At 39.5% G+C, this 24,600-nt stretch carries 26 protein-coding genes and 1 other annotated feature; of the genes, 8 read left to right on the top strand and 18 right to left on the bottom strand.

The annotated features are described in order from the left end of the window. Window positions 1–27 precede the first annotated feature (27 nt). The gene (locus tag HT731_RS07220; protein WP_033680075.1) at window positions 28–963 is read right to left on the bottom strand and encodes a dihydroorotate oxidase; all 936 of its coding nucleotides are present in this window, start codon (window positions 961–963) and stop codon (window positions 28–30) included. A 204-nt stretch (window positions 964–1,167) separates the two neighbouring features. Between HT731_RS07220 and gdhA the strand changes: the two genes are divergently transcribed. Further along, window positions 1,168–2,514 carry an NADP-specific glutamate dehydrogenase gene (gdhA, locus tag HT731_RS07225; RefSeq protein ID WP_033680074.1) on the top strand — a complete coding sequence of 449 codons (1,347 nt, stop codon included), beginning with the start codon at window positions 1,168–1,170 and terminating at the stop codon, window positions 2,512–2,514. 165 nt (window positions 2,515–2,679) lie between these two features. Here gdhA and cbpE read toward each other — a convergent pair whose 3' ends face one another. The 9 genes from cbpE to HT731_RS07270 form a co-directional block, all read right to left on the bottom strand. Next, complete coding sequence (gene cbpE / locus HT731_RS07230) at window positions 2,680–4,563, bottom strand: phosphorylcholine esterase CbpE (protein ID WP_061758984.1); 1,884 nt, start codon at window positions 4,561–4,563, stop codon at window positions 2,680–2,682. A gap of 2 nt (window positions 4,564–4,565) precedes the next feature. Further along, window positions 4,566–5,453, bottom strand: a complete 888-nt coding sequence (locus HT731_RS07235; RefSeq protein WP_061758983.1) for an RluA family pseudouridine synthase — start codon at window positions 5,451–5,453, stop codon at window positions 4,566–4,568. Next, the gene (gene lspA / locus HT731_RS07240) at window positions 5,443–5,904 is read right to left on the bottom strand and encodes a signal peptidase II (RefSeq protein ID WP_061758982.1); all 462 of its coding nucleotides are present in this window, start codon (window positions 5,902–5,904) and stop codon (window positions 5,443–5,445) included. Before lspA ends, HT731_RS07235 begins: the two co-directional genes overlap by 11 nt. Next, window positions 5,901–6,809, bottom strand: a complete 909-nt coding sequence (locus HT731_RS07245) for a LysR family transcriptional regulator (protein WP_061758981.1) — start codon at window positions 6,807–6,809, stop codon at window positions 5,901–5,903. Before HT731_RS07245 ends, lspA begins: the two co-directional genes overlap by 4 nt. A gap of 260 nt (window positions 6,810–7,069) precedes the next feature. Further along, window positions 7,070–7,411 (bottom strand): DUF5301 domain-containing protein, encoded by a 342-nt coding sequence (locus tag HT731_RS07250; protein WP_240151630.1) that lies wholly within the window; start codon window positions 7,409–7,411, stop codon window positions 7,070–7,072. A gap of 388 nt (window positions 7,412–7,799) precedes the next feature. Continuing rightward, window positions 7,800–8,093 (bottom strand): 50S ribosomal protein L27, encoded by a 294-nt coding sequence (gene rpmA / locus HT731_RS07255; protein WP_000916509.1) that lies wholly within the window; start codon window positions 8,091–8,093, stop codon window positions 7,800–7,802. 16 nt (window positions 8,094–8,109) lie between these two features. Continuing rightward, a complete protein-coding gene (locus tag HT731_RS07260) occupies window positions 8,110–8,454 on the bottom strand; it encodes a ribosomal-processing cysteine protease Prp (RefSeq protein ID WP_033680068.1) in 345 nt (114 codons plus the stop codon). Window positions 8,455–8,469: 15 nt separating this feature from the next. Continuing rightward, window positions 8,470–8,784, bottom strand: coding sequence for a 50S ribosomal protein L21 (gene rplU / locus HT731_RS07265; protein ID WP_000109141.1), 315 nt, complete (start codon window positions 8,782–8,784; stop codon window positions 8,470–8,472). A gap of 36 nt (window positions 8,785–8,820) precedes the next feature. Continuing rightward, window positions 8,821–8,908, bottom strand: a sequence feature (ribosomal protein L21 leader region). A 58-nt stretch (window positions 8,909–8,966) separates the two neighbouring features. Beyond that, window positions 8,967–9,659 carry a YoaK family protein gene (locus HT731_RS07270; protein WP_240151627.1) on the bottom strand — a complete coding sequence of 231 codons (693 nt, stop codon included), beginning with the start codon at window positions 9,657–9,659 and terminating at the stop codon, window positions 8,967–8,969. A 153-nt stretch (window positions 9,660–9,812) separates the two neighbouring features. Between HT731_RS07270 and HT731_RS07275 the strand changes: the two genes are divergently transcribed. Beyond that, a complete protein-coding gene (locus HT731_RS07275) occupies window positions 9,813–10,790 on the top strand; it encodes a Gfo/Idh/MocA family oxidoreductase (protein WP_173278307.1) in 978 nt (325 codons plus the stop codon). Then, window positions 10,787–11,869 (top strand): DEAD/DEAH box helicase, encoded by a 1,083-nt coding sequence (locus tag HT731_RS07280; protein ID WP_173278309.1) that lies wholly within the window; start codon window positions 10,787–10,789, stop codon window positions 11,867–11,869. Before HT731_RS07275 ends, HT731_RS07280 begins: the two co-directional genes overlap by 4 nt. Window positions 11,870–12,023: 154 nt before the next feature. On the opposite strand, the gene tuf is transcribed toward HT731_RS07280, so the two are convergent. Together tuf and HT731_RS07290 are read right to left on the bottom strand one after the other, a co-directional pair. Next, window positions 12,024–13,220 (bottom strand): elongation factor Tu, encoded by a 1,197-nt coding sequence (gene tuf / locus HT731_RS07285; protein WP_075567734.1) that lies wholly within the window; start codon window positions 13,218–13,220, stop codon window positions 12,024–12,026. A gap of 199 nt (window positions 13,221–13,419) precedes the next feature. After that, complete coding sequence (locus tag HT731_RS07290; RefSeq protein ID WP_173278311.1) at window positions 13,420–14,529, bottom strand: AI-2E family transporter; 1,110 nt, start codon at window positions 14,527–14,529, stop codon at window positions 13,420–13,422. A 102-nt stretch (window positions 14,530–14,631) separates the two neighbouring features. Between HT731_RS07290 and pbp3 the strand changes: the two genes are divergently transcribed. Next, window positions 14,632–15,873, top strand: coding sequence for a D-alanyl-D-alanine carboxypeptidase PBP3 (gene pbp3 / locus HT731_RS07295; RefSeq protein ID WP_173278313.1), 1,242 nt, complete (start codon window positions 14,632–14,634; stop codon window positions 15,871–15,873). A gap of 150 nt (window positions 15,874–16,023) precedes the next feature. Here the strand turns inward: pbp3 and HT731_RS07300 are convergent, their stop codons facing one another. The 5 genes from HT731_RS07300 to HT731_RS07320 form a co-directional block, all read right to left on the bottom strand. Further along, entirely contained in the window at window positions 16,024–16,878 is an 855-nt protein-coding gene (locus tag HT731_RS07300) for an NAD(P)H-hydrate dehydratase (protein WP_173278315.1), read from the bottom strand. A gap of 14 nt (window positions 16,879–16,892) precedes the next feature. Further along, the gene (locus tag HT731_RS07305; RefSeq protein ID WP_173278317.1) at window positions 16,893–17,714 is read right to left on the bottom strand and encodes a phosphate ABC transporter ATPase; all 822 of its coding nucleotides are present in this window, start codon (window positions 17,712–17,714) and stop codon (window positions 16,893–16,895) included. A gap of 63 nt (window positions 17,715–17,777) precedes the next feature. Beyond that, window positions 17,778–18,638, bottom strand: coding sequence for a bifunctional methylenetetrahydrofolate dehydrogenase/methenyltetrahydrofolate cyclohydrolase (locus HT731_RS07310; protein WP_173278318.1), 861 nt, complete (start codon window positions 18,636–18,638; stop codon window positions 17,778–17,780). A gap of 153 nt (window positions 18,639–18,791) precedes the next feature. Further along, window positions 18,792–19,526: an amino acid ABC transporter ATP-binding protein gene (locus HT731_RS07315; protein WP_173278320.1), complete on the bottom strand. Its 735-nt coding sequence runs from the start codon at window positions 19,524–19,526 to the stop codon at window positions 18,792–18,794. Beyond that, complete coding sequence (locus tag HT731_RS07320) at window positions 19,526–20,209, bottom strand: amino acid ABC transporter permease (RefSeq protein WP_001011642.1); 684 nt, start codon at window positions 20,207–20,209, stop codon at window positions 19,526–19,528. Before HT731_RS07320 ends, HT731_RS07315 begins: the two co-directional genes overlap by 1 nt. 191 nt (window positions 20,210–20,400) lie before the next feature. Between HT731_RS07320 and HT731_RS07325 the strand changes: the two genes are divergently transcribed. The 4 genes from HT731_RS07325 (at window position 20,401) to HT731_RS07340 (ending at window position 24,060) form a co-directional block, all read left to right on the top strand. Further along, window positions 20,401–20,631 (top strand): DUF1797 family protein, encoded by a 231-nt coding sequence (locus tag HT731_RS07325; RefSeq protein WP_000443570.1) that lies wholly within the window; start codon window positions 20,401–20,403, stop codon window positions 20,629–20,631. 229 nt (window positions 20,632–20,860) lie between these two features. Next, on the top strand, window positions 20,861–23,119 hold the full coding sequence (locus HT731_RS07330) for an ATP-dependent Clp protease ATP-binding subunit (protein ID WP_061758973.1): 2,259 nt from the start codon (window positions 20,861–20,863) through the stop codon (window positions 23,117–23,119). 130 nt (window positions 23,120–23,249) lie between these two features. Further along, complete coding sequence (locus HT731_RS07335; protein ID WP_061758972.1) at window positions 23,250–23,702, top strand: NUDIX hydrolase; 453 nt, start codon at window positions 23,250–23,252, stop codon at window positions 23,700–23,702. Window positions 23,703–23,760: 58 nt separating this feature from the next. Further along, entirely contained in the window at window positions 23,761–24,060 is a 300-nt protein-coding gene (locus HT731_RS07340; RefSeq protein ID WP_033680056.1) for a DUF1827 family protein, read from the top strand. Between the two features lie 90 nt (window positions 24,061–24,150). Here HT731_RS07340 and HT731_RS07345 read toward each other — a convergent pair. Then, window positions 24,151–24,600 (bottom strand): transposase (locus HT731_RS07345; protein ID WP_173278322.1); only part of this gene is annotated, 450 nt, incomplete at its 5' end.

The raw sequence follows: 24,600 nt of genomic DNA on the forward strand, positions 1-24,600 counted from the left end.
CTCCTTTCTTCTGATTTTTTAATGAATTTAATCGATATAGCGCAATTTCCCACGGAAATCTTCTAGGCTCTCGTACCCTTTTTCAGCCATGATTGCTTTCAGTTCATTGGTAATGCGTTCAAAAGCTCCAACACCTTCTTTATGAAGAGTTGTTCCTACCTGCACCATACTTGCTCCACAGAGGATGTGTTCAAAGGCATCACGACCAGTCAACACGCCACCTGTTCCGATGATTTGTATTTGAGGGTTTAAGCGTTGATAAAAGGCATGAACATTGGCTAGTGCAGTCGGTTTGATATATTCTCCACCAATGCCACCGAAACCATTTTTAGGACGAATAACTACAGACTCATCTTCTATATAAAGGCCGTTTCCGATAGAGTTGACACAGTTGATAAACTTGAGCGGATACTTGTTGAAAATAGCTGCCGCTTGGTCAAAGTGAACAATGTCAAAATATGGTGGCAATTTAATTCCCAGAGGTTTAGTGAAGTAGGCAAACACCTCTGCCAAAATCCGATCTGTTGTCTCAAAATCATAGGCAATCTGAGGTTTACCTGGAACATTTGGACAGGAAAGGTTTAGCTCAGTCAGACCACGAAAATCACTCTCTTGGACTTTTTTCAAGATAGTATGGGTTTCTTCTGGAGACATGCCGACTAGAGATAAGAAGAAAGTTCGGCTTGGCTCTTTTTCCTGCAAGTCCAAAAGATAGTCCAAATAATAGTCTAAGCCATTATTTGGCAAGCCCATAGAGTTGATGGAACCAAGTGGAACATCTTGATAGCGTGGCTCAGGATTTCCCTGACGGAAGTCCAAGGTCGCTGTCTTAGTGACAAAGGTTCCTGCCGCTGAGTTTTTAACCCCTTCTAGCTCCTCTATCGTCATACAAGCCACACCTGCTGCATTCATCAAGCAATTGTCAAACTCAAAACCAGCAATTTGTGTTTTCGTTGATACCATGATTCTGATCCTCCGGATTCCATTTATTTCTAATATTATACCATATTTTCAGCTTTTCTCTTTGAGAAACTAATTTCTATCTAAAACGTTCGGTTTTATAAATTGAAAGAATTTTTAGAAAATTTCTGTTTTTTTCTTTACACTCAAAAAAAATTCTGCTATAATGGCTCATGTAATAAAATATAACAACAAAAGGAGAACGATATGACATCTGCTAAAGAATATATCCAAAGCGTGTTTGAAACTGTAAAAGCTCGTAACGGGCACGAGGCTGAATTCCTCCAAGCTGTTGAAGAATTTTTCAACACTTTGGAACCTGTATTTGAAAAACACCCTGAGTATATCGAAGAAAATATCTTGGCACGTATCACTGAGCCAGAACGCGTGATTTCTTTCCGTGTTCCTTGGGTTGACCGTGATGGAAAAGTTCAAGTAAACCGCGGTTACCGTGTTCAATTCAACTCAGCTGTTGGACCATACAAAGGCGGACTTCGTTTCCACCCAACTGTAAACCAAGGGATCTTGAAATTCCTCGGATTTGAACAAATCTTTAAAAATGTCTTAACTGGACTTCCTATCGGTGGAGGTAAAGGTGGATCAGACTTCGATCCTAAAGGTAAAACAGATGCTGAAGTGATGCGCTTCTGCCAAAGCTTCATGACTGAATTACAAAAATACATCGGACCATCACTAGACGTACCTGCTGGTGATATCGGTGTTGGTGGACGTGAGATTGGTTACCTTTACGGTCAATATAAACGCCTAAACCAATTTGATGCTGGTGTCTTAACTGGTAAACCTCTTGGATTTGGTGGTAGCTTGATTCGTCCAGAAGCAACTGGTTACGGTTTGGTTTACTATACTGAAGAAATGCTTAAAGCTAACGGTAATAGCTTTGCTGGTAAGAAAGTCGTTATTTCAGGTTCTGGTAACGTTGCTCAATATGCTCTTCAAAAAGCTACTGAGCTCGGTGCAACTGTCATCTCTGTATCTGACTCAAACGGCTATGTCATCGATGAAAATGGTATCGACTTCGATCTTTTGGTTGATGTTAAAGAAAAACGTCGCGCTCGTTTGACTGAGTATGCAGCTGAGAAAGCAACCGCTACTTATCATGACGGTTCTGTATGGACTTACGCTGGAAACTATGACATCGCTCTTCCATGTGCGACTCAAAACGAAATCAACGGTGAAGCAGCTAAACGTTTGGTTGCTCAAGGCGTTATCTGTGTATCTGAAGGTGCCAACATGCCAAGCGACCTTGATGCCATCAAAGTTTACAAAGAAAATGGTATCTTCTACGGACCTGCCAAAGCTGCCAACGCTGGTGGTGTAGCCGTTTCAGCCCTTGAAATGAGCCAAAATAGTCTTCGCCTTTCATGGACTCGTGAAGAAGTTGATGGACGTCTCAAAGACATCATGACAAACATCTTCAACACAGCTAAAACAACTTCAGAAACATACGGTCTTGATAAAGACTACCTTGCAGGAGCTAACATTGCTGCCTTTGAAAATGTAGCAAACGCTATGATTGCACAAGGTATTGTTTAAGATTCATTTGCTTAATCCTCAATCGCTTCGATTGGGGATTTTTAGATTGAGTTAAACAGTTAGAAAATTACTTACTCTCCCTTTTTGCCCTCTTTTTAAATAAAAAGAAAAACCGCTACTCCTAAGAATAGCGCTTTAATCATGTTTTTAAGATACTAATATTTACTACTGTTCTGATTCTGATTTGTTTGCACTCGTTTCAGAATTTTGTGAAGTTGAGGATGTCAAATCTTGGCTAGTTGAAGAACTTGTACCACTTTCATGTTGACTCGTTGCCTTATTTTCAAGATCTTTTTTCACTACTTCTTTGGATTCTTTTATTTCCGAATTACTTGTAGCTCTAGTTGTAGCAGATTTCTCTACCGGAACATCCACTAACCAGCCACCACTTGAATCAACAGTATAGCCTTCTGGTGTCTTACCGTTCACAAGTAATTGACCATTTTCTTTCAAGAAGTACCATTTGTCCTTGTCTTTGATCCAACCAACAGCTCGTGAACCATCTGTATTGTAGAAGTACCAATCATTTACCTTTTTATGCCAGCCTTGCTTCATAGCTCCTGATTCTTTTAGATAATAATGATGACCAGCAACTTCTATCTCACCTGTCTTCATGATACCAGTGGAATCCATATAGTACCAGGTTTCTTTATCTTTTACCCAACCCGTTTTCATTTCCCCTGATTGAGCAAAGTAATACCATTGACCCTTATATTGAAGCCAACTTGTCTTCATAGAACCATCGTTTGATAAATAATAGTTCTGACCTCCAGTATTTACCCAACCAATTTCCATCTGTTTTTCTTTGTTGAAATAATACCAGGTTCCATCGATTTTCTTCCAATTTTTTGCAGAAGCACCAGAGTCTGTCAAATAGAACCAACGATTGTTCCATTTTTTCCATTGATTCTGTAACAAGATACCTCTTTGGTTAAAGTAATACCATTCACCTTCGATTTCATTCCAACCGACAGCATATTCTCCTGTAGAATCAGGCGCTTGATACCACCAATTACCATATGCACTCTTATGCCAACCAGCTTGAAAACTTGGAATCGACTTGTAGGACGTTGAAATATTGACAAACCCATCTTTTCGAATATCAAAAACTGTTGCATCATAGTCTTTGCTGGCTGCATTAATTCTCTCAATTCCTCGTTCTTTGAGCCAATTGACATACTCACTGTCAACACCATTTTTCCAAGGTAGACTATCCGAGGTTTGAACAATCAAACTCGGACTCAAATTTCTGATGAAATCCTTGGTATTTGATTTGTTGGTATCATGGTGATGATTAAACTTCATCAAATCAACTTTTCCAATAAGAGGACCATACTTGTCTTCTGCTCCATGAACATTATCTAAGTCTCCCCCAAGGTAAATTTTCTTGCCATTGACTTTCACCACACTAATCAAGGAATTGGAATTGTCATCCCAAATTTTCTTTAATTCACCCGACGAATCTGTTTCATTTTCATAATTATAGAGCTGGATATCCATGTCCCCAAACTTAAAATGAGCATCTCCTTGTGTGATGTTTTGAATAACTGAAACACCTTTTTCTGCAGCAGTCTGTAAAACCTTATTATAGCCATACAGATTATCCCATAGGCGTTCAGAATTAGTAATACGATTATCACTATATTTTTTAAGATAAACTCGGTCAACTGGATAGGTAGACAATAATTCATCAACATTTCCAATATGATCACTGTGGGTATGAGTCACTAAAATAAAATCAAGTTTTTGGACACCCAATTCCTTCAAATGACGAAAGACACGGTCTGTCAGAACATGCTTATAAGACGTTTCAGTTCCTTCTCTCCATGGATAACGAGAATCACTTCCATCTGGGAAATCATAATCTTCTCCTGTATCCACTATGGCAAAATGTCCATTACTTTCAAGAATAATTGCATCACTGCCACCTTCATGAACATTTATAAAGTGAATTTTATTTCCCGAACTTTCTTGAGCTTGTACATTACCATACCATGACACACCTAAAAAAGCGCCTGCAAGTGCCAAACTAGTTAATTTCTTTTTCATTCTTATTTTCTCAATTTCTCCAAGGTTTCCTTAAAAATCTCTGGGATATCTGCAGTAAATTCCAAAATCTCACCTGTTCGTGGATGAGTAAACCCTAAAGTCTTAGCATGAAGAAATTGTCCATGTCCCTTAAGTGTCTTGCGTGGACCATAGACCTCATCACCAGCGACTGGATGGCCAATATAAGCCATGTGGACACGGATTTGATGGGTACGGCCTGTCTCCAGCTGCAACTCTACTAAACTATAATCGCCAAAGCGTTCCAAGACATAGAAACGGGTCACTGCAGGCTTCCCTTTGGCAGTCACAGCCTGTTTCTTACGGTCTTTTTCACTCCGGCCAATCGGTGCTTCAATGACACCACGATCATTTGGTAGATTTCCATGAACAATCGCCCAATATTTGCGGAGAGACTTTTTATCCTTGAGTTCTTGGGCAAGTGCTAGATGCGCCTCATCATTTTTAGCAATCATGAGAAGACCTGACGTATCCTTGTCAATGCGGTGAACAATTCCCGGACGCAGAACCCCATTGATACCCGACAAATCCTTAATATGGTACATAAGGGCATTTACCAGGGTTCCACTGGTATGACCAGCACTCGGATGCACAACCATTCCCTGAGGCTTGTTAACAACAGCCACATCCTCATCTTGGTAGATGATTTCTAGCGGAAGATTCTCAGCTACATACTCTAAAACCTCTGGTTCTGGCACATGGTAAGTGACGACATCGCCCTCTTGAACTGTGTATTTAGCTTTCTTGACTTGGCCATTGACCAAGACCTGGCCTGTTTTGATTTGTTCATTCGCGAGACTACGTGATAATTCTGTCAAATCTGACAAAGCCTTATCTAAACGCAGGCCACCAGTTTCAATTTTAATTTCCATTTATTTCCTCTTTTAGCATTGCAATCAATAAAATAATCACTCCAACAGTCAGATAGCTATCTGCAACATTGAAAATTGCAAAATTAATAAAGTCAAGGTGGAACATATCCACAACAAAGCCCTGACTCACCCTGTCAATAAAGTTTCCAAGACCTCCAGCGATGATTAAGGTTAAGCCAATCACCATCCAGATTGAGTCTTCCATGTGTTTGTGCAAATACCAAATGGCACCTACCACGACAACCAGAGTAATAACAGCGAATAGCAACTGCTGGTCTTGTAAGATAGAAAAGGCTGCCCCTCGATTTTGCAGGTAGGTCAAGCTAACGAAATTGGGAATCCAAGAACGCACTTCACCCAGTGGAATTTGCTGGATGATATAGGATTTTACCAACTGATCCAACCCAATCAAAAGCAGTACAATGACTGCCACTATTCCTCTTTTTTTCATGATTTCCTCTTCTGATCAAAATATTCTTGCATGACTTCTACAAAGAGAGTCCCAGCTTGACTAAGCTCCACTTCTTCACGTTTAACATAGACCATGCGATTATCTAGATTATCCTTGAGACGAATAACTGTGATGCCATTGACGCTATCACTATCTAAAAATCCAGAACCTGTTGCATAAGCATCCGTCCGCTCCAAAATACCATTCAAGGTAGCACGGTCTGTCACATTAAACATCTGTGAGCTCGCACTGGTATCAACAAAGTTCTCTGAATAATAAAGGTACTCGTCTTTTTCTTGAGTGAAACGAACCGTTGGTAGATCAGCTAAATTCTCCATGACCAATTCCTCTTTCTGAGCCAAAGGATGCCCCTCGCGGAGATAAATATGGGTATAAAAAGGAATTAATTCAATGACCTCCAGACCTAACTTTTCAACCCGTTGCATGATCCCTTTTTTATTTTGATTGTTGAGGTAGATAATCCCAATCTCACTGTGCCCCTGAGCTACTTCATCAAGTATTTGAACTGTAGTTGATTCAAAAATACGGAAATTTTTGTAATCAGGATAGCGCTCTGAAAAGGCTGTAATGGTTGGTGGCAAGAAGTCATAGTGCTGACTGGCAATGGAAAATTCATCTTTTTCTTCTTCAGGATTGGAATACTGATTTTGAAAAATATCAAATCCTTTAACCAATTCTTGCGCTTTTTCATAGAATTCCATACCACGACGAGTCAAGAAAGTCCCTGAGCTAGTCCGACGGAAAATCTTAAAGCCCAACTCTTTTTCCAAATCACGAACAGAAATAGACAGACTCGGCTGACTAACATACATCTTTTCAGCAGCTTCACGGAAAGTACCACTATTGGCAATAGCCACAACATAGCGTAATTGTTGAATGTTCATCTTCTACCCCCAACTTCTTTATCTTTTCATTATACCATATTTTAGAAGTTTTCCAAAAAGGAAAAAAGTCAGGAACTTTTCAAGTCTCAATGAATACTCTAACATCCCAAGACAAAAATTAGAATGATATCCTTTCCCAGTCCTCATTTTAGTTCAAACAAATAAAAACAGCAAATCTTATTGATTTACCGTTTATAATATGATGCAAATCCAATTTCACATTAATTTATGATAAAAGCTCTCTGAACTTTCTTCTAGCTCTATGAATCAACTAGAAAAAACTCTTCAATCCTATCCGCTATATCTGAACTCACCTCCCAAATACCCACATATGACTGTTCAATATACTGTTTTTCTTTCATAGCATATAGATAGGTCACACTATCATTTTCTTCATTCTGATGAGTGAATTTGATAATGATGTAATCTTTATCATTTGTCGGTTGATCATTGAAACTCTCAAAAATTGTAGATTTGGACTGTTTCTGTATCTCCTCAATCAATTTTGAAATTTCTTCTCTCTTGTTTATAGTTTTAACATCTTCAGAAAGTTTTTTCTGCAGAGAAATAACAGAAATCGTTTCAGGTTCAGGAAGAATCAATTTTTTCTTACTGAAACAAGCAGATAGAACAAGAAAAGAGATTGAACAGACTACTATGTGATAAGCTTTTTCACACAGGTTCACATCCTTTCCATATTCCTACTTCCTTACTCAGATACAATTATAATATCAAATCTTAGCAATTTTTACAATATCTTATTCCCTTATAAAATTCATTACTGTAAAAGGGGCAAATTCCACTATTTTATGATTGTATCTAAAAGATAAAGTAGCCGATAAATTCGCTTCTTACATAGGATTTTAGAATATGGGTACCAAAACAAAAAAACAGGCTCTCCGAAAACTCGGAAAGCCTTAGTTTATGCTACTTCTAGCTTCCTCGCCTTTACATTTCAAGGCTCGGGATAAAAAGGTTCACTGGACCTTTTTATTTAGCGATTGGGTAAACAGAAACTTGTTTTTTATCGCGTCCTTTACGTTCAAAGCGTACTACGCCTTCAACTTTAGCGAACAAAGTATCGTCTCCACCACGACCAACGTTTACACCTGGGTAGATGTGTGTACCACGTTGACGGTAAAGGATTGATCCACCTGTTACAGTTTGTCCGTCAGCTGCTTTAGCTCCAAGACGTTTTGCTTGTGAATCACGTCCGTTTGATGTAGAACCTCCACCTTTTTTGTGGGCGAAAAGTTGCAAGTTGTTAAGAGTCATTTTTAACATAATGTTTTCCTCCGTGTTAGTTTTCTGTGATAACTCTGGTTTGGACGAACTCAGAAGAGTTCTCCGATAAGTTTGCCATACCTAAGAAAAATGATTCAAAGAATAACTGGGTCATCTCTCTCTGGTGTGAAGGAAGATCTTTTGGAATTTCAACCATCAGATAGCCACCTTCAGCTTCGTTTAATTCTAGGATTGGTTCATAGCCTGCAAATTTTTCAATGGAATTGATAAAGTTAATGGCAAGCGTAGAAACCGATGCACACACGACATCTAAGCCGTATTCGCCACTCTCGGCGTGTCCAGTAATTTCCGCACTCCTCAGCTCGCCATCTTCGGCTCTCTCAAAGACTGCCTGTATCATGTGTTCTCCTTAAAATTAAGCGTTAATTGCGTTGATGACAACTTTTGTATATGGTTGACGGTGACCTTGTTTACGGTGGCTACCTTTTTTAGGTTTGTACTTGTAAGTAACAACTTTCTTTTGTTTTCCTTGTTTTTCAACAGTTCCAACTACAGTAGCTCCAGCAACAAGTGGAGTTCCGACAACAGTGTTTTCACCACCAACAAGAACAACTTCGTTAAAAGTAACTTCTTGACCAGCTTCAACGTTCAATTTTTCAACGTAAACTGCTTGACCAACTTCAACTTTAACTTGTTTTCCGCCAGTTTTGATAATTGCGTATGTGCTCATTATGCACCTCCTATGATTTTTATGGGTTTCCCCGAATTTTTTGTGAAGACTCGCCTAGCATCGTGGGACGAACCACTTAAACTTGAATAATCAAGCGACGATGTTCGTGCGGTTGCACAGGAACGTGCATAGTCAACTCTTCAAGTATAGCATATCTCCTATTTTCTTACAAGTAATAACACCTAAAATGAAGCTTTTTCTTTTACTTTTTTCCGCCACGAGGCAGAAAGCATACTGAGGTAAAAAATGCTCATCATAATAGGAATACCAAGAATAGTCTTTTCATTATAGAAAATCGTCAAATAGGCTGAAAAGACAACGCCAAGTACAAAACTACTAAGCAGGCTTACAAAGATAATCCCTTCACGTAAAAATGGTGTGTGCTTGGTCCTAAAATAATCCCCAAAAGCCAACATGGTCCGTTTGATGTTCCCCGTCATAAAAGCATTATTGTAGGCAATCCCCGATACTTCACCAAAGGCAGTTGTCACCAAGCCCATACAAAAGGCTAAGGGCGGTACTAGATAGATATTATCTACAGTTTGCGGCACAAAACCAATAATGATTGATAAGATTGCCAAAGGAATCAGTGATAGAATTGGCTTTTTCACAATTCTCAATTTTTCCTTATAAACAGTTAATAAAAAGACCCCCATCATAAAAGCTAGCAAGGTGAGAACCTTGTCCCTAACATCTGAAACATTATTTTGGATTAATTCTACTGAAAGAAAGACTACATTCCCAGTTTGCCCAGCTACAAGAGTATTCCCTCGCACAATAAAAGTATAGGCATCTACATAACCTGCACAAAAAGTCAAAAAAAGCGCTAGCCTCTTAGACTGACGTGATATTTTTCTTATAGGTAATAATCTCATTTTCCCTCCCATTTCATTTACTCATCTCATTATTGTACCACTTTCTTTGGAAAAGTCCTAGTAGCTTATTTGAAATTTTTCATCCTCTGTTGGATAGTACCGTCTATCTATGTTATAATGAAAGAAGGATTTGAAATCGGAAAAGGAGTATTTATGCTAAAATTAGGTGTCATCGGAACAGGCGCTATCAGCCATCACTTCATAGAGGCAGCCCATACCAGTGGAGAATACCAGTTGGCCGCAGTCTATTCTAGAAATCTAGAAACTGCAGCAACCTTTGCTTCTCGCTATCAAGATATCCAGCTCTTTGAACAATTAGAAGACTTAGTCAAGAGCTCCTTTGATGTGGTCTATATTGCTAGTCCAAACTCCTTGCATTTTGCTCAGGCAAAAACTGCATTATCTGCAGGTAAACACGTCATTCTTGAAAAGCCAGCTGTCACTCAGCCACAAGAATGGCTGGATTTGATTCAAATAGCTAAGAAAAATCACTGTTTTATCTTCGAAGCAGCTCGTAATTACCATGAGAAAACTTTTACTACTATCAAAAACTTTTTAGCAGACAAACAAATTTTGGGAGCAGATTTCAACTATGCCAAGTATTCTTCCAAAATGCCAGATTTGTTAGCTGGACTGACACCAAATGTTTTTTCAGATCGTTTTGCTGGCGGTGCTCTCATGGATTTAGGAATTTATCCTCTCTACGCTGCCGTTCGTCTCTTTGGAAAAGCTGAGAACGCCACCTATCAGGCTCAACAGCTTGACAATAGCATTGACCTAAATGGAGATGGCATCCTCTTCTACCCTGATTTTCAAGTCCATATCAAGGCTGGTAAAAACATCACTTCCAATCTCCCTTGCGAGATTTATACGACAGATGGTACCTTGACACTCAACACAATTGAGCATGTTCGCTCGGCTATTTTTACCGACCATCAAGGAAATCAAATCCAACTCCCTATCCAACAGGCTCCTCATACGATGACTGAGGAAGTCGCTGCATTTGCACACATGATCCAGCAACCAGATTTGAATCTCTACCAAACTTGGCTGGAAGATGCAAGTTCAGTTCATGAGCTACTATATACCATGCGCCAGAGTGCTGGCATTAGATTTGAGGCAGAAAAATGAAAAACAAACTACCGACTGAATGGCAAGAACTGAGTGACCAACTCGGTTTCCAAGAATTTACTCCCATTCAAACCCAACTATTTGAGCCCCTTCTTGCTGGAGAAAACCTCCTAGGGGTGAGCCCAACAGGAACTGGTAAGACCCTAGCTTACCTTCTACCAAGTCTTCTCAGACTACAAAAGAAAAAAGCCCAACAACTCTTGATTCTAGCGCCTAATACAGAACTTGCTGGACAGATTTTTGATGTATGTAAAACGTGGGCTGAAGCCATCGGCTTAACTGCCCAACTCTTCTTATCGGGTTCGAGTCAGAAACGCCAGATTGAACGCCTAAAAAAAGGACCAGAAATTCTGATTGGAACCCCTGGTCGTATCTTTGAACTAATTAAATTGAAAAAAATCAAGATGATGAATGTGGAAACCATCATTCTAGATGAATTTGACCAATTGCTCGATGATTCTCAGATACACTTTGTGGAGAAAATCACTCACTACGCACCGCGTGACCACCAATTCGTCTACATGAGTGCGACGACCAAGTTTGACCAAGAAAAGATTGCGCCTAACACACGTACCATTGATCTTTCTGACCAAAAATTGGACAACATCCAACATTTCTATATGCAGGTAGATCAACGTCACCGAGTGGATATGCTACGAAAACTAGCTCATGTGGAGGATTTCCGCGGTCTGGTCTTCTTTAACAGCCTATCAGACCTTGGAAGTGCAGAAGAAAAATTACAGTATCGGGATATCTTGGCTGTTTCTCTAGCTAGTGATGTCAATGTCAAATTTAGAAAAATCATCTTAGAAAAGTTTAAAGATAACCAACTAACCCTACTCCTTGCAACAGACCTTTTGGCTCGTGGAATTGATATCGATAGCCTAGAATGCGTCGTAAACTTTGATGTCCCAAGAGACATTGAGACCTACACTCACCGTGCTGGCCGTACAGGTCGCATGGGTAAAGAAGGCTATGTTATCACTCTCGTCACTCATCCAGAAGAACTTAAAAAACTCAAGAAGTTTGCAAGCATACGTGAAATTGTCTTGAAAAACCAAGAACTCTATATCAAATAATCCCCATTGCTCTATGCACATCAGGTGCATAGAGCTTTTTTCTGTAAGCAATTCTTCAATAATTTTAGTTCAATATTCGAAAAAAAGAACCTTGCAAAGCAAGATTCTTTTAGTGTCTGACTTAAATAATTGTTCTTCTGGGAACTAAATCGAATTAAGCTTCGATTTCTGTAACCATACCTGAACCAACAGTACGTCCACCCTCACGGATAGAGAATGTAGTACCTTGTTCTACGGCGATTGGGTGGATCAACTCAACGTCGATTGTCACGTTATCACCTGGCATTACCATTTCAGTACCTGCTGGAAGTTCGATTGAACCTGTAACGTCAGTAGTACGGAAGTAGAATTGTGGACGGTAGTTGTTGAAGAATGGAGTGTGACGTCCACCTTCTTCTTTAGTAAGGATGTAAACTTCACCTTTGAATTTAGTGTGTGGGTTGATTGAACCTGGTTTAGCAATAACTTGTCCACGTTCGATTTCGTCACGTTGAACACCACGAAGAAGGATACCTACGTTGTCTCCTGCAAGACCTTCGTCAAGTTGTTTACGGAACATTTCAACACCAGTAACAACAGCTTTCTTAGTTTCTTCTTTGATACCAACGATTTCGATTTCGTCGTTAACACGAACAGTACCACGGTCGATACGTCCTGAAGCAACTGTACCACGTCCAGTGATTGAGAATACGTCCTCGACTGGAAGAAGCAATGGTTTGTCAGTATCGCGTTCTGGTTCTGGAATGTACTCATCAACAGTGTTCATCAATTCCATGATGATGTCTTCGTATTTAGAGTCACCTTCAAGAGCTTTAAGAGCTGAACCTTGGATAACTGGAAGATCGTCACCTGGGAAGTCATATTCTGACAAGAGGTCACGGATTTCCATTTCAACCAATTCAAGCAATTCTTCGTCGTCAACCAAGTCAATCTTGTTCATGAAGACGATAAGGTGTTTAACACCAACCTGACGTGAAAGAAGGATGTGCTCACGAGTTTGTGGCATTGGTCCGTCAGTTGAAGCTACTACAAGGATAGCTCCGTCCATTTGAGCGGCACCAGTGATCATGTTTTTAACGTAGTCCGCGTGTCCTGGAGCGTCGATGTGAGCGTAGTGACGTTTTTCAGTTTCGTACTCAACGTGCGCAGTGTTGATAGTGATACCGCGTTCGCGTTCTTCTGGAGCAGCATCGATAGACGCATAGTCTTTAGGTTGGTTAACTGATGAAGGCAAGCGACGTGCCAAAACAGTTGTGATAGCTGCAGTTAGGGTAGTTTTACCGTGGTCAACGTGTCCGATAGTACCAATGTTAACGTGTGGTTTACTACGATCGTATTTTTCTTTTGCCATTTGAGTAAAAGCCTCCAATAAAATATATTTTATAGATAGACAGTAGGCAATACAGTCTAACTTTCCTTACTATTTTATCAAATTTCAGCTAAATTGCAAGTGTTTTACAAAGTTTTTGTGAATTATTCTTAATCGGCTAATATAATCAGCACTTCTACTCCTATCACTATAAAAAGAAAAATCAGGGGGCTCCTGACTTTTACTTAGCTAATTCTATTTCTCGTTCTTTCATTATTTTATGATTTTCATACAAACGAGATAAGAACTTAGAAATTTCTTTTAAAATAGAATAGGTTGGTACTGCGACAATCATACCAATGACACCATAGATATTACTTGATAACAAAAGCAATACTAAAATCGTAATTGGATGAACCTTCATCACCCCACCTACGATTCGAGGGTAAAGGATGTTCCCATCCACTTGTTGAATGATCAGCATGTAAACAACTGCAATCAGCATTCTATGAGGATCAGTAAAGACATTTGCGACAATCATTGGAATCAAACCGATACTTGGTCCTACATAAGGAATGAGATTGGCCAATCCCGAAAAGATGGCAAAAACTAAAGCATATTTTAAACCGATAACGCTATATCCGATAAAGGCCAAACAGCCGATAATAAGCGCATCAATTGCGACTCCACTAATGTATCGAGCAATTGTCGCATTCAAATTTTTTAGCAGACCTGCAATATGCAACTTATCTCTCTTTAAAACAGTGCGCTCAAGCATCGGTAAAAATTTGTGACCATCTAACAAAAAATAAACCAAAAATACAGGGGTCATAATAATAATCAAAACGGTACTAAAGAGAGCTGATAGGACACTTCCGACACTATTGGTAACACTATTTAGGATATTTTGTAAAATATCTACATAGGATAGGTTTAACTGCTGAATAGTCGCTTGAATATCTAAATTTTGAAAGGCTGGATAAGTAGATAAATCCACAATCAAATCTTGTAAACGACTGTAGATAGTCTGGCTAGTCGCAATCAAGCTGGTCAACTGATTGACCAAAATCGGTAAGAGATAGACTACCCCAATAACTAACCCCCAAACCAAGGCACACAAGGTTAGTAGAATACCAATAATACGATTAATTTTGAAATACTTTTGTAAAAAAATTACAATAGGATTGGTCAAATAATATAAAAAACCACCTAGAAGAAAAGGAATCATGATGGTGTTTGCGACGCTTACAAAAGGTGTAATAATCGCTCCCATCTCTCTCCATAAATAGAAGATGATTGTTAATAGTAAAATCTCACTGGTCCAAAAAAATAATTTATTCTTACGAAACATGAGGTACCTCCATTCATCTATTTTACCATACTTTCAAAAAAGCTTCTTTCTTCTATCATGAAACTGGGAATATTTTTTTCTTTATGTTAGAATAAACTTACTATGAAAAAAATCATTTTAACTCTACTAAGCCTATCCCTTATTGGCTCAGCATCTACTGTTGCTGCTCAAGATTTTAATGTTGCTGCAAAACATGTCATTGCTGTTGAGGCCAATACGGGGAAAATTCTCTATGAAAAAGATGCAACGCAACCTGTCGAAATTGCTTCTATAACAAAACTACTTACCGTTTACCTGGTCTATGAAGCACTCGAAAATGGAAGTATCACACTATCCACCCCAGTAGATATTTCTGACTATCCTTATCAATTGACGACAAATTCTGAAGCCAGTAATGTTCCTATGGAGGCCCGTAATTATACCGTCGAAGAGTTGCTTGAAGCAACCCTGGTGTCTAGTGCCAACAGTGCCGCTATTGCCCTAGCTGAGAAAATTGCTGGCTCAGAGAAAGACTTCGTTGATATGATGCGGGCCAAACTCTTGGAATGGGGAATCAAAGATGCCACCGTTGTCAATACAACTGGTCTGAACAACGAGACTCTAGGAGATAACATTTACCCAGGGTCTAATAAAGATGATGAAAATAAGCTCAGCGCTTATGATGTTGCTATCGTTGCTCGTAACCTCATCAAAAAATACCCACAAGTCTTGGAAATCACCAAAAAACCTTCATCTACTTTTGCTGGGATGACAATCACTTCGACCAACTATATGTTAGAAGGCATGCCTGCTTACCGTGGTGGTTTTGATGGACTGAAAACAGGAACAACAGACAAAGCTGGAGAGTCTTTTGTTGGTACTACTGTCGAAAAAGGAATGAGGGTTATCACAGTTGTTTTGAATGCAGATCATCAATCCAATAATCCTTACGCTCGTTTCACAGCTACATCTTCACTAATGGATTATATCTCTTCTACATTCACACTTCGTAAAATAGTGCAAAAAGGAGATGCCTATCAAGATAGCAAAGCCCCTGTACAAGATGGAAAAGAAGATACGGTCACTGCAGTGGCCCCAGAGGATATCTATCTAATTGAACGTGTCGGGAATCAATCTTCCCAATCTATTCAATTCACACCTAATTCTAAAGCAATCCCAGCACCACTTGAAGCTGGAACAGTGGTTGGTCATCTGACTTACGAAGACAATGACTTGATTGGTCAAGGTTACATTACCACAGAACGTTCTAGTTTCGAAATGGTAGCAGAAAAGAAAGTTGAAAAAGCCTTCTTCTTAAAAGTTTGGTGGAACCAGTTTATCCGATTTATCAACGAGAAATTATAAAACATACTGAGCAGAAGCTTGCTCCAAAATAGAGACCGAGTAGCAAAAAGGCTTTAAAGTCAAAAACGCATAGTATCAGGCATTAAAAAACTTGATATTATGCGTTTTATTGTGGTAATATTTACTTCGTTTTCTCCTAAATATTGAATTTTATTCCAGTCTTTTTTGAGATATTTTATTCATTACTTTAGGAAGACAATTACTAATTTCCGTTGGCAAGACCACATAATGTTCTTGAGCTAATTCTTGGGCTATGGCTGAATGAAGATGGGTTGCTGCTGCCACACGCTCGTAGAGACTGGCTTGTTTAAACTGGCCTGCAAATCCTGCAATCATCCCAGCCAGAGTATCGCCCATTCCCCCAGTCGCCTGATAGGGACCGCCAACCTGTAACTGGTAATAATCTGATTGGCCAGCTTGCCAAATACGAGTAGCTGGACCTTTCTCTACCAAAATTGTTCCTTGAGGGAAAGAAGTCAGGGCACTAGCTGTTGTAGCTTCGTTTTGCTTTTCAATCGTAATTCCAGACAGTTTTTCCCACTCCTTTTGGTGGGGAGTTAGGATAAGCTGACTGGAAGGAAATGACAATCTTGTTCTGGCAAGAATAGCCAAAGCACCTCCGTCTACAATCAAAATCTGATTCTGTCTTAAGCTAGTAGAGACCTCTTTGACTAAATCTTCTCCAAAAGCATCGTCTCCTAAACCAGGCCCCAACAAGACAACTTCTGCCTTCTCCAATTGCTCTTTTAACAATTGCTGGTCTTGAAGAGAAAAGGCCATAGCCTCAGGTAAATGACTGTGTAAAGCTGTGATATTTTTCCTATCTGTTCCAACAGTCACCAATCCTGCACCGCTTTTAACAGCTGCCAAAGCAGCCATGATGATAGCACCACCGTAAGGATAAGTTCCACCTAACAGAAGCAAGCGACCATAGTCTCCTTTATGACTTGTACGAGAACGTTCAATAATGACTTTTTCTAATAAGTCTTGATCAATCACTTTCATCGTTTTTTCCTCAACTATCCTTTATCTGATTGTTTTAAAACAACTTGATAGACTTTCTTAGTCCACTCTTCTAAGTCTTCTCCAACATAGTCAAGATAATGCACCCTATCTTGTATTTTAGTTGGAATAATATTTTCAAATTGGCTCTTATTATGAGTTGGAATAATACAAATATACAACTCACTAAATAAATTCAACATGTCCTTAATTTTTGCAACATGGTAGCCATCAAAAATATAACCAGTAAGTTTAATCAAATCTGTATAGATAAAATGAAAACTCACTCCAGGAATAAACTTATCTTGTAATTCTTTCTCTGAAGGAGCTCGACCTAATAAACGCTCCATCGCTAATCGATAACCAGAACTTGTATTTGACCACCCTAACATGATATAGTCAAAATAATCTATCGGATCCGATGCAGCATTTCGACTATCCAAAACCAACTCCTCAGCATCTCGCCCAAAGGCTTTCACAGCAGATAAGAGATGACCTGTTTTAAAGATAGAAATCGCTGCATCTATAGTCGTAGTATGACTACAGTAGTCTGAAGTCACTAATCTCTTATGTAGATCATAAGTCGAGGCTACTATTTTATCTGTAGGGGTAAATGGTGGCAGAAAGGGATGCTGAAAGATGTAATCTGAAATCTCTTTTTTTAAACAAGAATCAGCACACTCAATACTTGTTTGACGTTTATGAAGTTTTTCGTAAGCTATAAATTTAGCAATTTTTTCTAATTCCCATTCTTGAATATTTGGATAATCAATTAATGATAAGTAGTATATTCCATCCCATTGTAAACTATATTCCCCATTATAAATTTTTAAAATCATCTAATCACCTCACTCCATTATACAACAAAAAGGAGGCGCAGGCCTCCTTTGGTAATCTTACTTTTAAAATTTCCTATCCAATGTCCGAAGTGCTGCTTGATAGGTTTGCTCCATCAGCATGGTAATAGTCATAGGACCGACACCTCCAGGTACTGGCGTGATGTGGCTAGCAAGTGGTGCAACTGCCTCATAATCCACATCCCCACAAAGTTTGCCATTTTCATCTCGGTTCATCCCGACATCAATGACAACCGCACCAGGTTTGACAAAGTCAGCAGTCACAAACTTGGCACGACCGATTGCAACAACCAGAATATCTGCTTTAGCAGCCACCTTGGCCAGATTATGAGTCCGTGAGTGAGACAAGGTTACTGTTGCATTTTTAGCCAAAAGAAGCTGTGCCATAGGTTTTCCAACAATATTGGAACGACCGATGACGACCGCATTTTTACCTTCCAAGTCAATCCCATATTCATGAAACATTTCCATAATTCCTGCAGGTGTCGAAGGAATCATGACTGGATGACCAGACCAAAGGCGTCCCATATTTAGAGGATGGAAACCATCCACATCCTTTTCTGGGTCAATAGCCAATAGAACCGCCTCTTCATCTATATGTTTTGGTAATGGCAACTGGACCAATATCCCATGCCAAGCTGAATCTTGATTGTATTTGGCAATCAAGTCTAACAATTCCTCTTGAGTAATGGTATCTGGAACTCGCACAACTTCACTACGGAATCCAGCCGCAAGGGCTGACCTCTCCTTGTTACGAACGTAGACTTGGCTGGCAGGGTTGTCCCCAACCAAAATCACTACCAAACCAGGTACTAGCCCCGTTTCTTCCTTTAATCTTGCAGTCTTTTCAGCCAGCTGTCCTTGTAACTTAGCTGCTAGAGCCTTCCCATCAATAATCTGTGTCATATCACTTCTCTTTTCTTTCAAATATCTTTCATTATACCAAAAACTGCTAGTCCCCTCTAACACTTCTTTCCTAGGCTATCCTATAGTTTCAAACTATAAGAAAAAGCTCTGGTCGAGCTTTTCACTAATCTTGTCTTGAAATTTTAAAATAGATTATAAAACCTTACTCAAGAAATCTTTAGTCCGTTGTTCTTGGGTTTGTTCAAAAATCTGTTCAGGTGTTCCATCTTCAACAACTACACCGTCTGCCATAAAGATGACACGGTCTGCCACCTCACGAGCAAATCCCATTTCATGTGTTACGATAACCATGGTCATTCCTGATTTGGCAAGGTCTTGCATAACAGCCAGTACCTCTCCTACCATTTCAGGGTCCAAGGCTGAGGTTGGCTCGTCAAAGAGCAAAACATCTGGTTCCATAGCCAACCCACGCGCAATAGCAATCCGTTGTTGCTGCCCACCAGACAAACTCTGTGGGTAAGCATCTGCCTTATCTGGCAAACCAACTTTTTCCAACAGCTCTTGGGCTCTCTTCTCAGCAACTGCCTTGCTTTCACCTTTGGTCTTGATAGGTGACAAGGTAATATTTTCCATCACAGTCATATTAGGAAAGAGATTAAATTGTTGGAAAACCATGCCCATCTTCTCACGCATGGCAAACAGGTCATTCTTCTTGTCCGTAATATCGACTCCCTCAAAGATAACCTTCCCTTTGGTTGCTTCTTCCAACAAATTCATAGAGCGAAGCAAGGTAGATTTCCCGCTCCCTGAAGGACCGATGATAACGACAACTTCTCCTCTTTTAATCTCGAGGTTGATGCCCTTCAATACTTCATTATTTCCAAAGGATTTATATAAATTTTCGATTTTTATCAAGGTTTCTGTCATTATTTCTTATCTCCTTGTCCCATACGTTTTTCAAAAGCTTTCAAGGCTACGGTCAAAATAGAAGTCATAATCAAGTAGTAAAAGGCTGCAAATAAAAGTGGAGTCAGAGGTAGATAGGTTGTTGTAGAAACTGTTGTAGCACCATTCCACAACTCCATGACCCCAATAGCTGATAAAAGGGAGCTATCCTTGATAATGGTGATAAATTCGTTCCCCAATGCTGGCAAGATATTTTTGATTGCTTGTGGCAAAATCACATAACGCATGGCATTTTTAGGACGAATCCCTAGCGAATAAGCCGCCTCTAGCTGACCTTTTGGAACCGCATTGATTCCGGCACGAACAGTCTCAGAAACATAAGCACCACTGTTCATAGAGATAATCAAAATCCCTGGAATCAAGCGAGAAAGATCGACACCCAAAATCCCAACCTGAATAGTCGGAGCATTGATATGCATAAGGGCAAAGGCAATCATAATCTGAACCATCATCGGTGTCCCACGGAAAATCCAAACGTACAAGTTGGCCAGCCAGACAAGCGGTTTAAACTTTGAACGTTGCCCAAAAGCCAAGACAACACCCAAAATAGTTCCCAAAAAGACAACACAGATAGAAATGAGAACCGTCACAACAGCCCCATAGTTAAAATAAGGTAAATACTTAGGTAAAAAAGAAAAATTCATAGTCACACTGCTTTCTAAAATAGAATACTGTATGATTATAACATGTATTGAATTAAAATTCAAACTTTTTATCCAATTTATTCAAAAAAAACTTTAAGCTGGTAGAATTAGCGAGAAATCTTAGTTTTTTCTAGGCAAGTTGGCCTCCTTTATGGTAAAATAGTAACGATAAGAAATGAAGGAGAATCAAAATGGAATCACATTTGGTTAGAATCATCAACCGCCTTGAAGCAATGGCAAAAGACGGCGGAAATTTAAAACGTAATTTTGAACGCGAAGGAGTTGTTGTTGCAGAAGTTGCATACAGCCACGACGAAGAAAACGGATCAATCTTTACCCTTCGTGATGTAGAAGCTCGCGAAACTTATACGTTTGACAGCATTGACTTGATCGCAATGGAGATTTACGAACTCCTCTACTAATCTAAAACAAGCTGGGATTGTCCCTGCATGTCTAACCAAAATCCTTTTTGTCTCACAAATAGGATTTTTTTATAGTCCAAATTCACAAAGATTTTCATTGTAATAACTTCTCAAAGCTGCAATCTTTTTACTTGCTTTACAGTCCAATCCTGTTATAATGAGAGTATAAAATTTTGACTATTTTTGACCTTTAAACAGGTCAAGCTAACGAAAGAAACGAGGTAGATGTATGCTTTGTCAAAACTGTAAAATCAACGACTCAACAATTCATCTTTACACCAATCTCAATGGAAAACAAAAACAAATTGACCTCTGTCAAAACTGCTATAAGATTATCAAGACAGATCCTAATAATAGCCTCTTTAAAGGTATGACGGATCTGAACAATCGTGACTTTGATCCATTTGGTGATTTCTTCAATGACCTAAACAATTTTAGACCTTCTAACAACACTCCTCCGACTCCCCCAACTCAATCAGGTGGAGGTTACGGTGGAAATGGCGGTTATGGTTCCCAAAATCGTGGGCCTGCCCAAACTCCGCCACCAAGCCAAGAAAAAAGCCTGCTGGAAGAATTTGGTATTAATGTAACTGAAATTGCCCGTCGTGGTGATATCGACCCTGTTATTGGACGCGACGATGAGATTACCCGTGTCATCGAGATTCTCAATCGCAGAACCAAGAATAATCCCGTTCTTATCGGTGAACCTGGTGTCGGAAAAACGGCCGTTGTCGAAGGTCTAGCTCAAAAAATCGTTGATGGCGATGTTCCACATAAACTCCAAGGTAAACAAGTTATCCGTCTGGATGTGGTTAGCCTGGTTCAAGGAACAGGTATCCGAGGGCAATTTGAAGAACGCATGCAAAAGCTCATGGAAGAAATTCGCAAACGTGAGGATATTATCCTCTTTATCGATGAAATCCATGAAATTGTCGGTGCAGGTTCTGCAGGCGATGGCAATATGGATGCTGGAAATATCCTCAAACCAGCCCTTGCCCGTGGTGAACTGCAACTTGTCGGCGCTACTACCCTCAATGAATACCGTATCATTGAAAAGGATGCTGCCCTAGAGCGTCGTATGCAGCCTGTCAAAGTTGATGAACCAACGGTTGAGGAAACGATTATTATCCTCAAAGGAATTCAAAAGAAATACGAAGACTACCACCACGTTCAATATACCGATGCTGCAATTGAAGCAGCTGCAACTCTTTCCAATCGCTACATCCAAGACCGCTTCTTGCCTGACAAGGCCATTGACCTCCTAGATGAAGCGGGTTCTAAGATGAACTTGACCTTGAATTTTGTAGACCCTAAAGTAATTGATCAACGCTTGATTGAAGCTGAAAATCTCAAATCTCAAGCTACACGAGAAGAAGATTTTGAGAAGGCTGCCTACTTCCGCGACCAGATTGCCAAGTATAAGGAAATGCAAAAGAAAAAGGTTACGGACCAGGATACTCCTATCATCAGTGAGAAAACCATTGAGCACATTATCGAGCAGAAAACCAACATCCCTGTTGGTGATTTAAAAGAGAAAGAACAATCTCAACTCATCCATCTAGCCGAAGACCTCAAGTCTCATGTTATTGGACAAGATGATGCTGTCGATAAGATTGCCAAGGCTATTCGCCGGAATCGTGTCGGTCTCGGTACGCCAAACCGTCCAATTGGAAGCTTCCTCTTTGTCGGACCAACTGGTGTCGGTAAAACAGAACTTTCCAAACAACTGGCAATCGAACTCTTTGGTTCTGCTGATAGCATGATTCGCTTTGATATGAGTGAATACATGGAAAAACACAGCGTGGCTAAATTAGTTGGTGCTCCTCCAGGTTATGTTGGCTATGATGAGGCTGGGCAATTAACTGAAAAAGTTCGTCGCAATCCATATTCTCTTATCCTTCTCGATGAAGTGGAAAAAGCTCACCCAGATGTTATGCATATGTTCCTCCAGGTCTTGGACGATGGTCGTTTGACAGATGGGCAAGGACGTACAGTTAGCTTCAAGGACGCCATCATCATCATGACTTCAAATGCAGGTACAGGTAAGGCAGAAGCCAGCGTTGGATTTGGGGCTGCTAGAGAAGGACGTACCAACTCTGTTCTCGGTGAACTCGGCAACTTCTTTAGTCCAGAGTTTATGAACCGTTTTGATGGTATTATCGAATTTAAGGCTCTCAGCAAAGATAATCTCCTTCAGATTGTCGAACTCATGCTAGCAGATGTTAACAAACGCCTCTCTAGCAACAACATTCATTTAGATGTAACTGACAAGGTCAAGGAAAAGTTAGTTGACCTCGGCTATGATCCAAAAATGGGGGCACGCCCACTTCGTCGTACTATTCAAGACTATATTGAGGACGCAATCACTGATTACTACCTTGAAAATCCAAGCGAAAAAGACCTCAAGGCAGTTATGACCAGCAAGGGCAAGATTCAAATCAAATCTGCCAAAAAAGCTGAAGTAAAAACTTCTGAAAAAGAAAAATAAATTCTATAAAAAAGGAGTAGAAAATGAAATGTTTCTGCTTCTTTTTTACTAAAATAACTGTAATTTCTTGACAGCTCGACCTTTGTCCATTATGATAATAATAACGATACTAGATAATGAGGAAAATGCAATGGCAAACCCAACTTTCGGAGAAAAAAAAGCAAATACAGACTATGTTTCACGTTACGGTGTATATGCGGTTATTCCAGACGCTGAACAAAAACAAATTGTTCTTGTTCAAGCACCCAATGGTGCTTGGTTCTTACCAGGTGGCGAAATTGAAGCAGGTGAAAATCATCAAGAAGCCCTAAAACGTGAGTTGATTGAAGAACTTGGCTTTACTGCTGAAATTGGTAGCTATTACGGACAAGCTGACGAATATTTCTACTCTCGTCACCGTGATACCTACTACTACAATCCTGCCTACCTCTATGAAGCGACTTCTTTCAAGAAAGTTCAAAAACCACTAGAAGATTTTAATCATATTGCCTGGTTCCCTATCGACGAGGCTATTGAAAATCTTAAACGTGGTAGCCATAAATGGGCCATCCAATCTTGGAAAAAACAGCATAAGATTGACTAAACCAAGCTACTTTATTCAAAAAATGCTATAATAGAATTAGAAAATCGGAGGAAATATTATGAAGCTTATCAATACGACAAACTCACACTCGCAACTTGTAAAAAGCCAGCTAGAAAGTACTGATGCAACCCTTGTTGAGGTTTATTCTGCAGGGAATACCGATGTTATTTTTACCCAAGCTCCGCTTCACTATGAAATCCTCATCTCAAACAAACACCGCGCTATTCGCGAGTCTGAAATTGAAGCCATTCAAGACTTTTTCTTGAGACGTAAAATTAATAAGGACTCTATTGATGAAGCCAATATCAAGACACTCTACTCAGAGAAATTAATTGGAATTTCGATTCCAACCAAATAAAAAATTGGAGAGATTAAAAAGCTTTTTGAACCTTGTGAAACAAAATTAGGTTTATTGGCTCTTTATCAACTGTAGTGGGTTGAAGAAAAGCTAAGCTCGAGAAAGGACGAAATTTGTCCTTTCTTTTTTGATGTTCAGAGCGATAAAAATCCGTTTTTTGAAGTTTTCAAAGTTCCGAAAACCAAAGGCATTGCGCTTGATAAGTTTGATAAGATTATTGGTTGCTTCCAGTTTGGCGTTTGAATAGGTGAATTGAAGGGCGTTGATGATTTTCTCTTTGTCCTTTAGAAAGGTTTTAAAGACAGTCTGAAAAAGAGGATGAACCTGCTTTAGATTGTCCTCAATGAGTCCGAAAAATTTCTCTGGTTCCTTATTCTGAAAGTGAAAAATCAAGAGCTGATAGAGATTATAGTGGCATTTCAAATCTTCTGAATAGGTCAAAATCTTGTCTAGAATCTCTTTATTGGTTAAGTGCATGCGAAAAGTAGGGCGATAAAAACGCTTATCACTAAGTTTACGACTATCCTGTTGAATGAGTTT

The sequence above is a fragment of the Streptococcus sp. k-163 genome, assembly GCF_013277555.1.
GTDB lineage: Bacteria > Bacillota > Bacilli > Lactobacillales > Streptococcaceae > Streptococcus.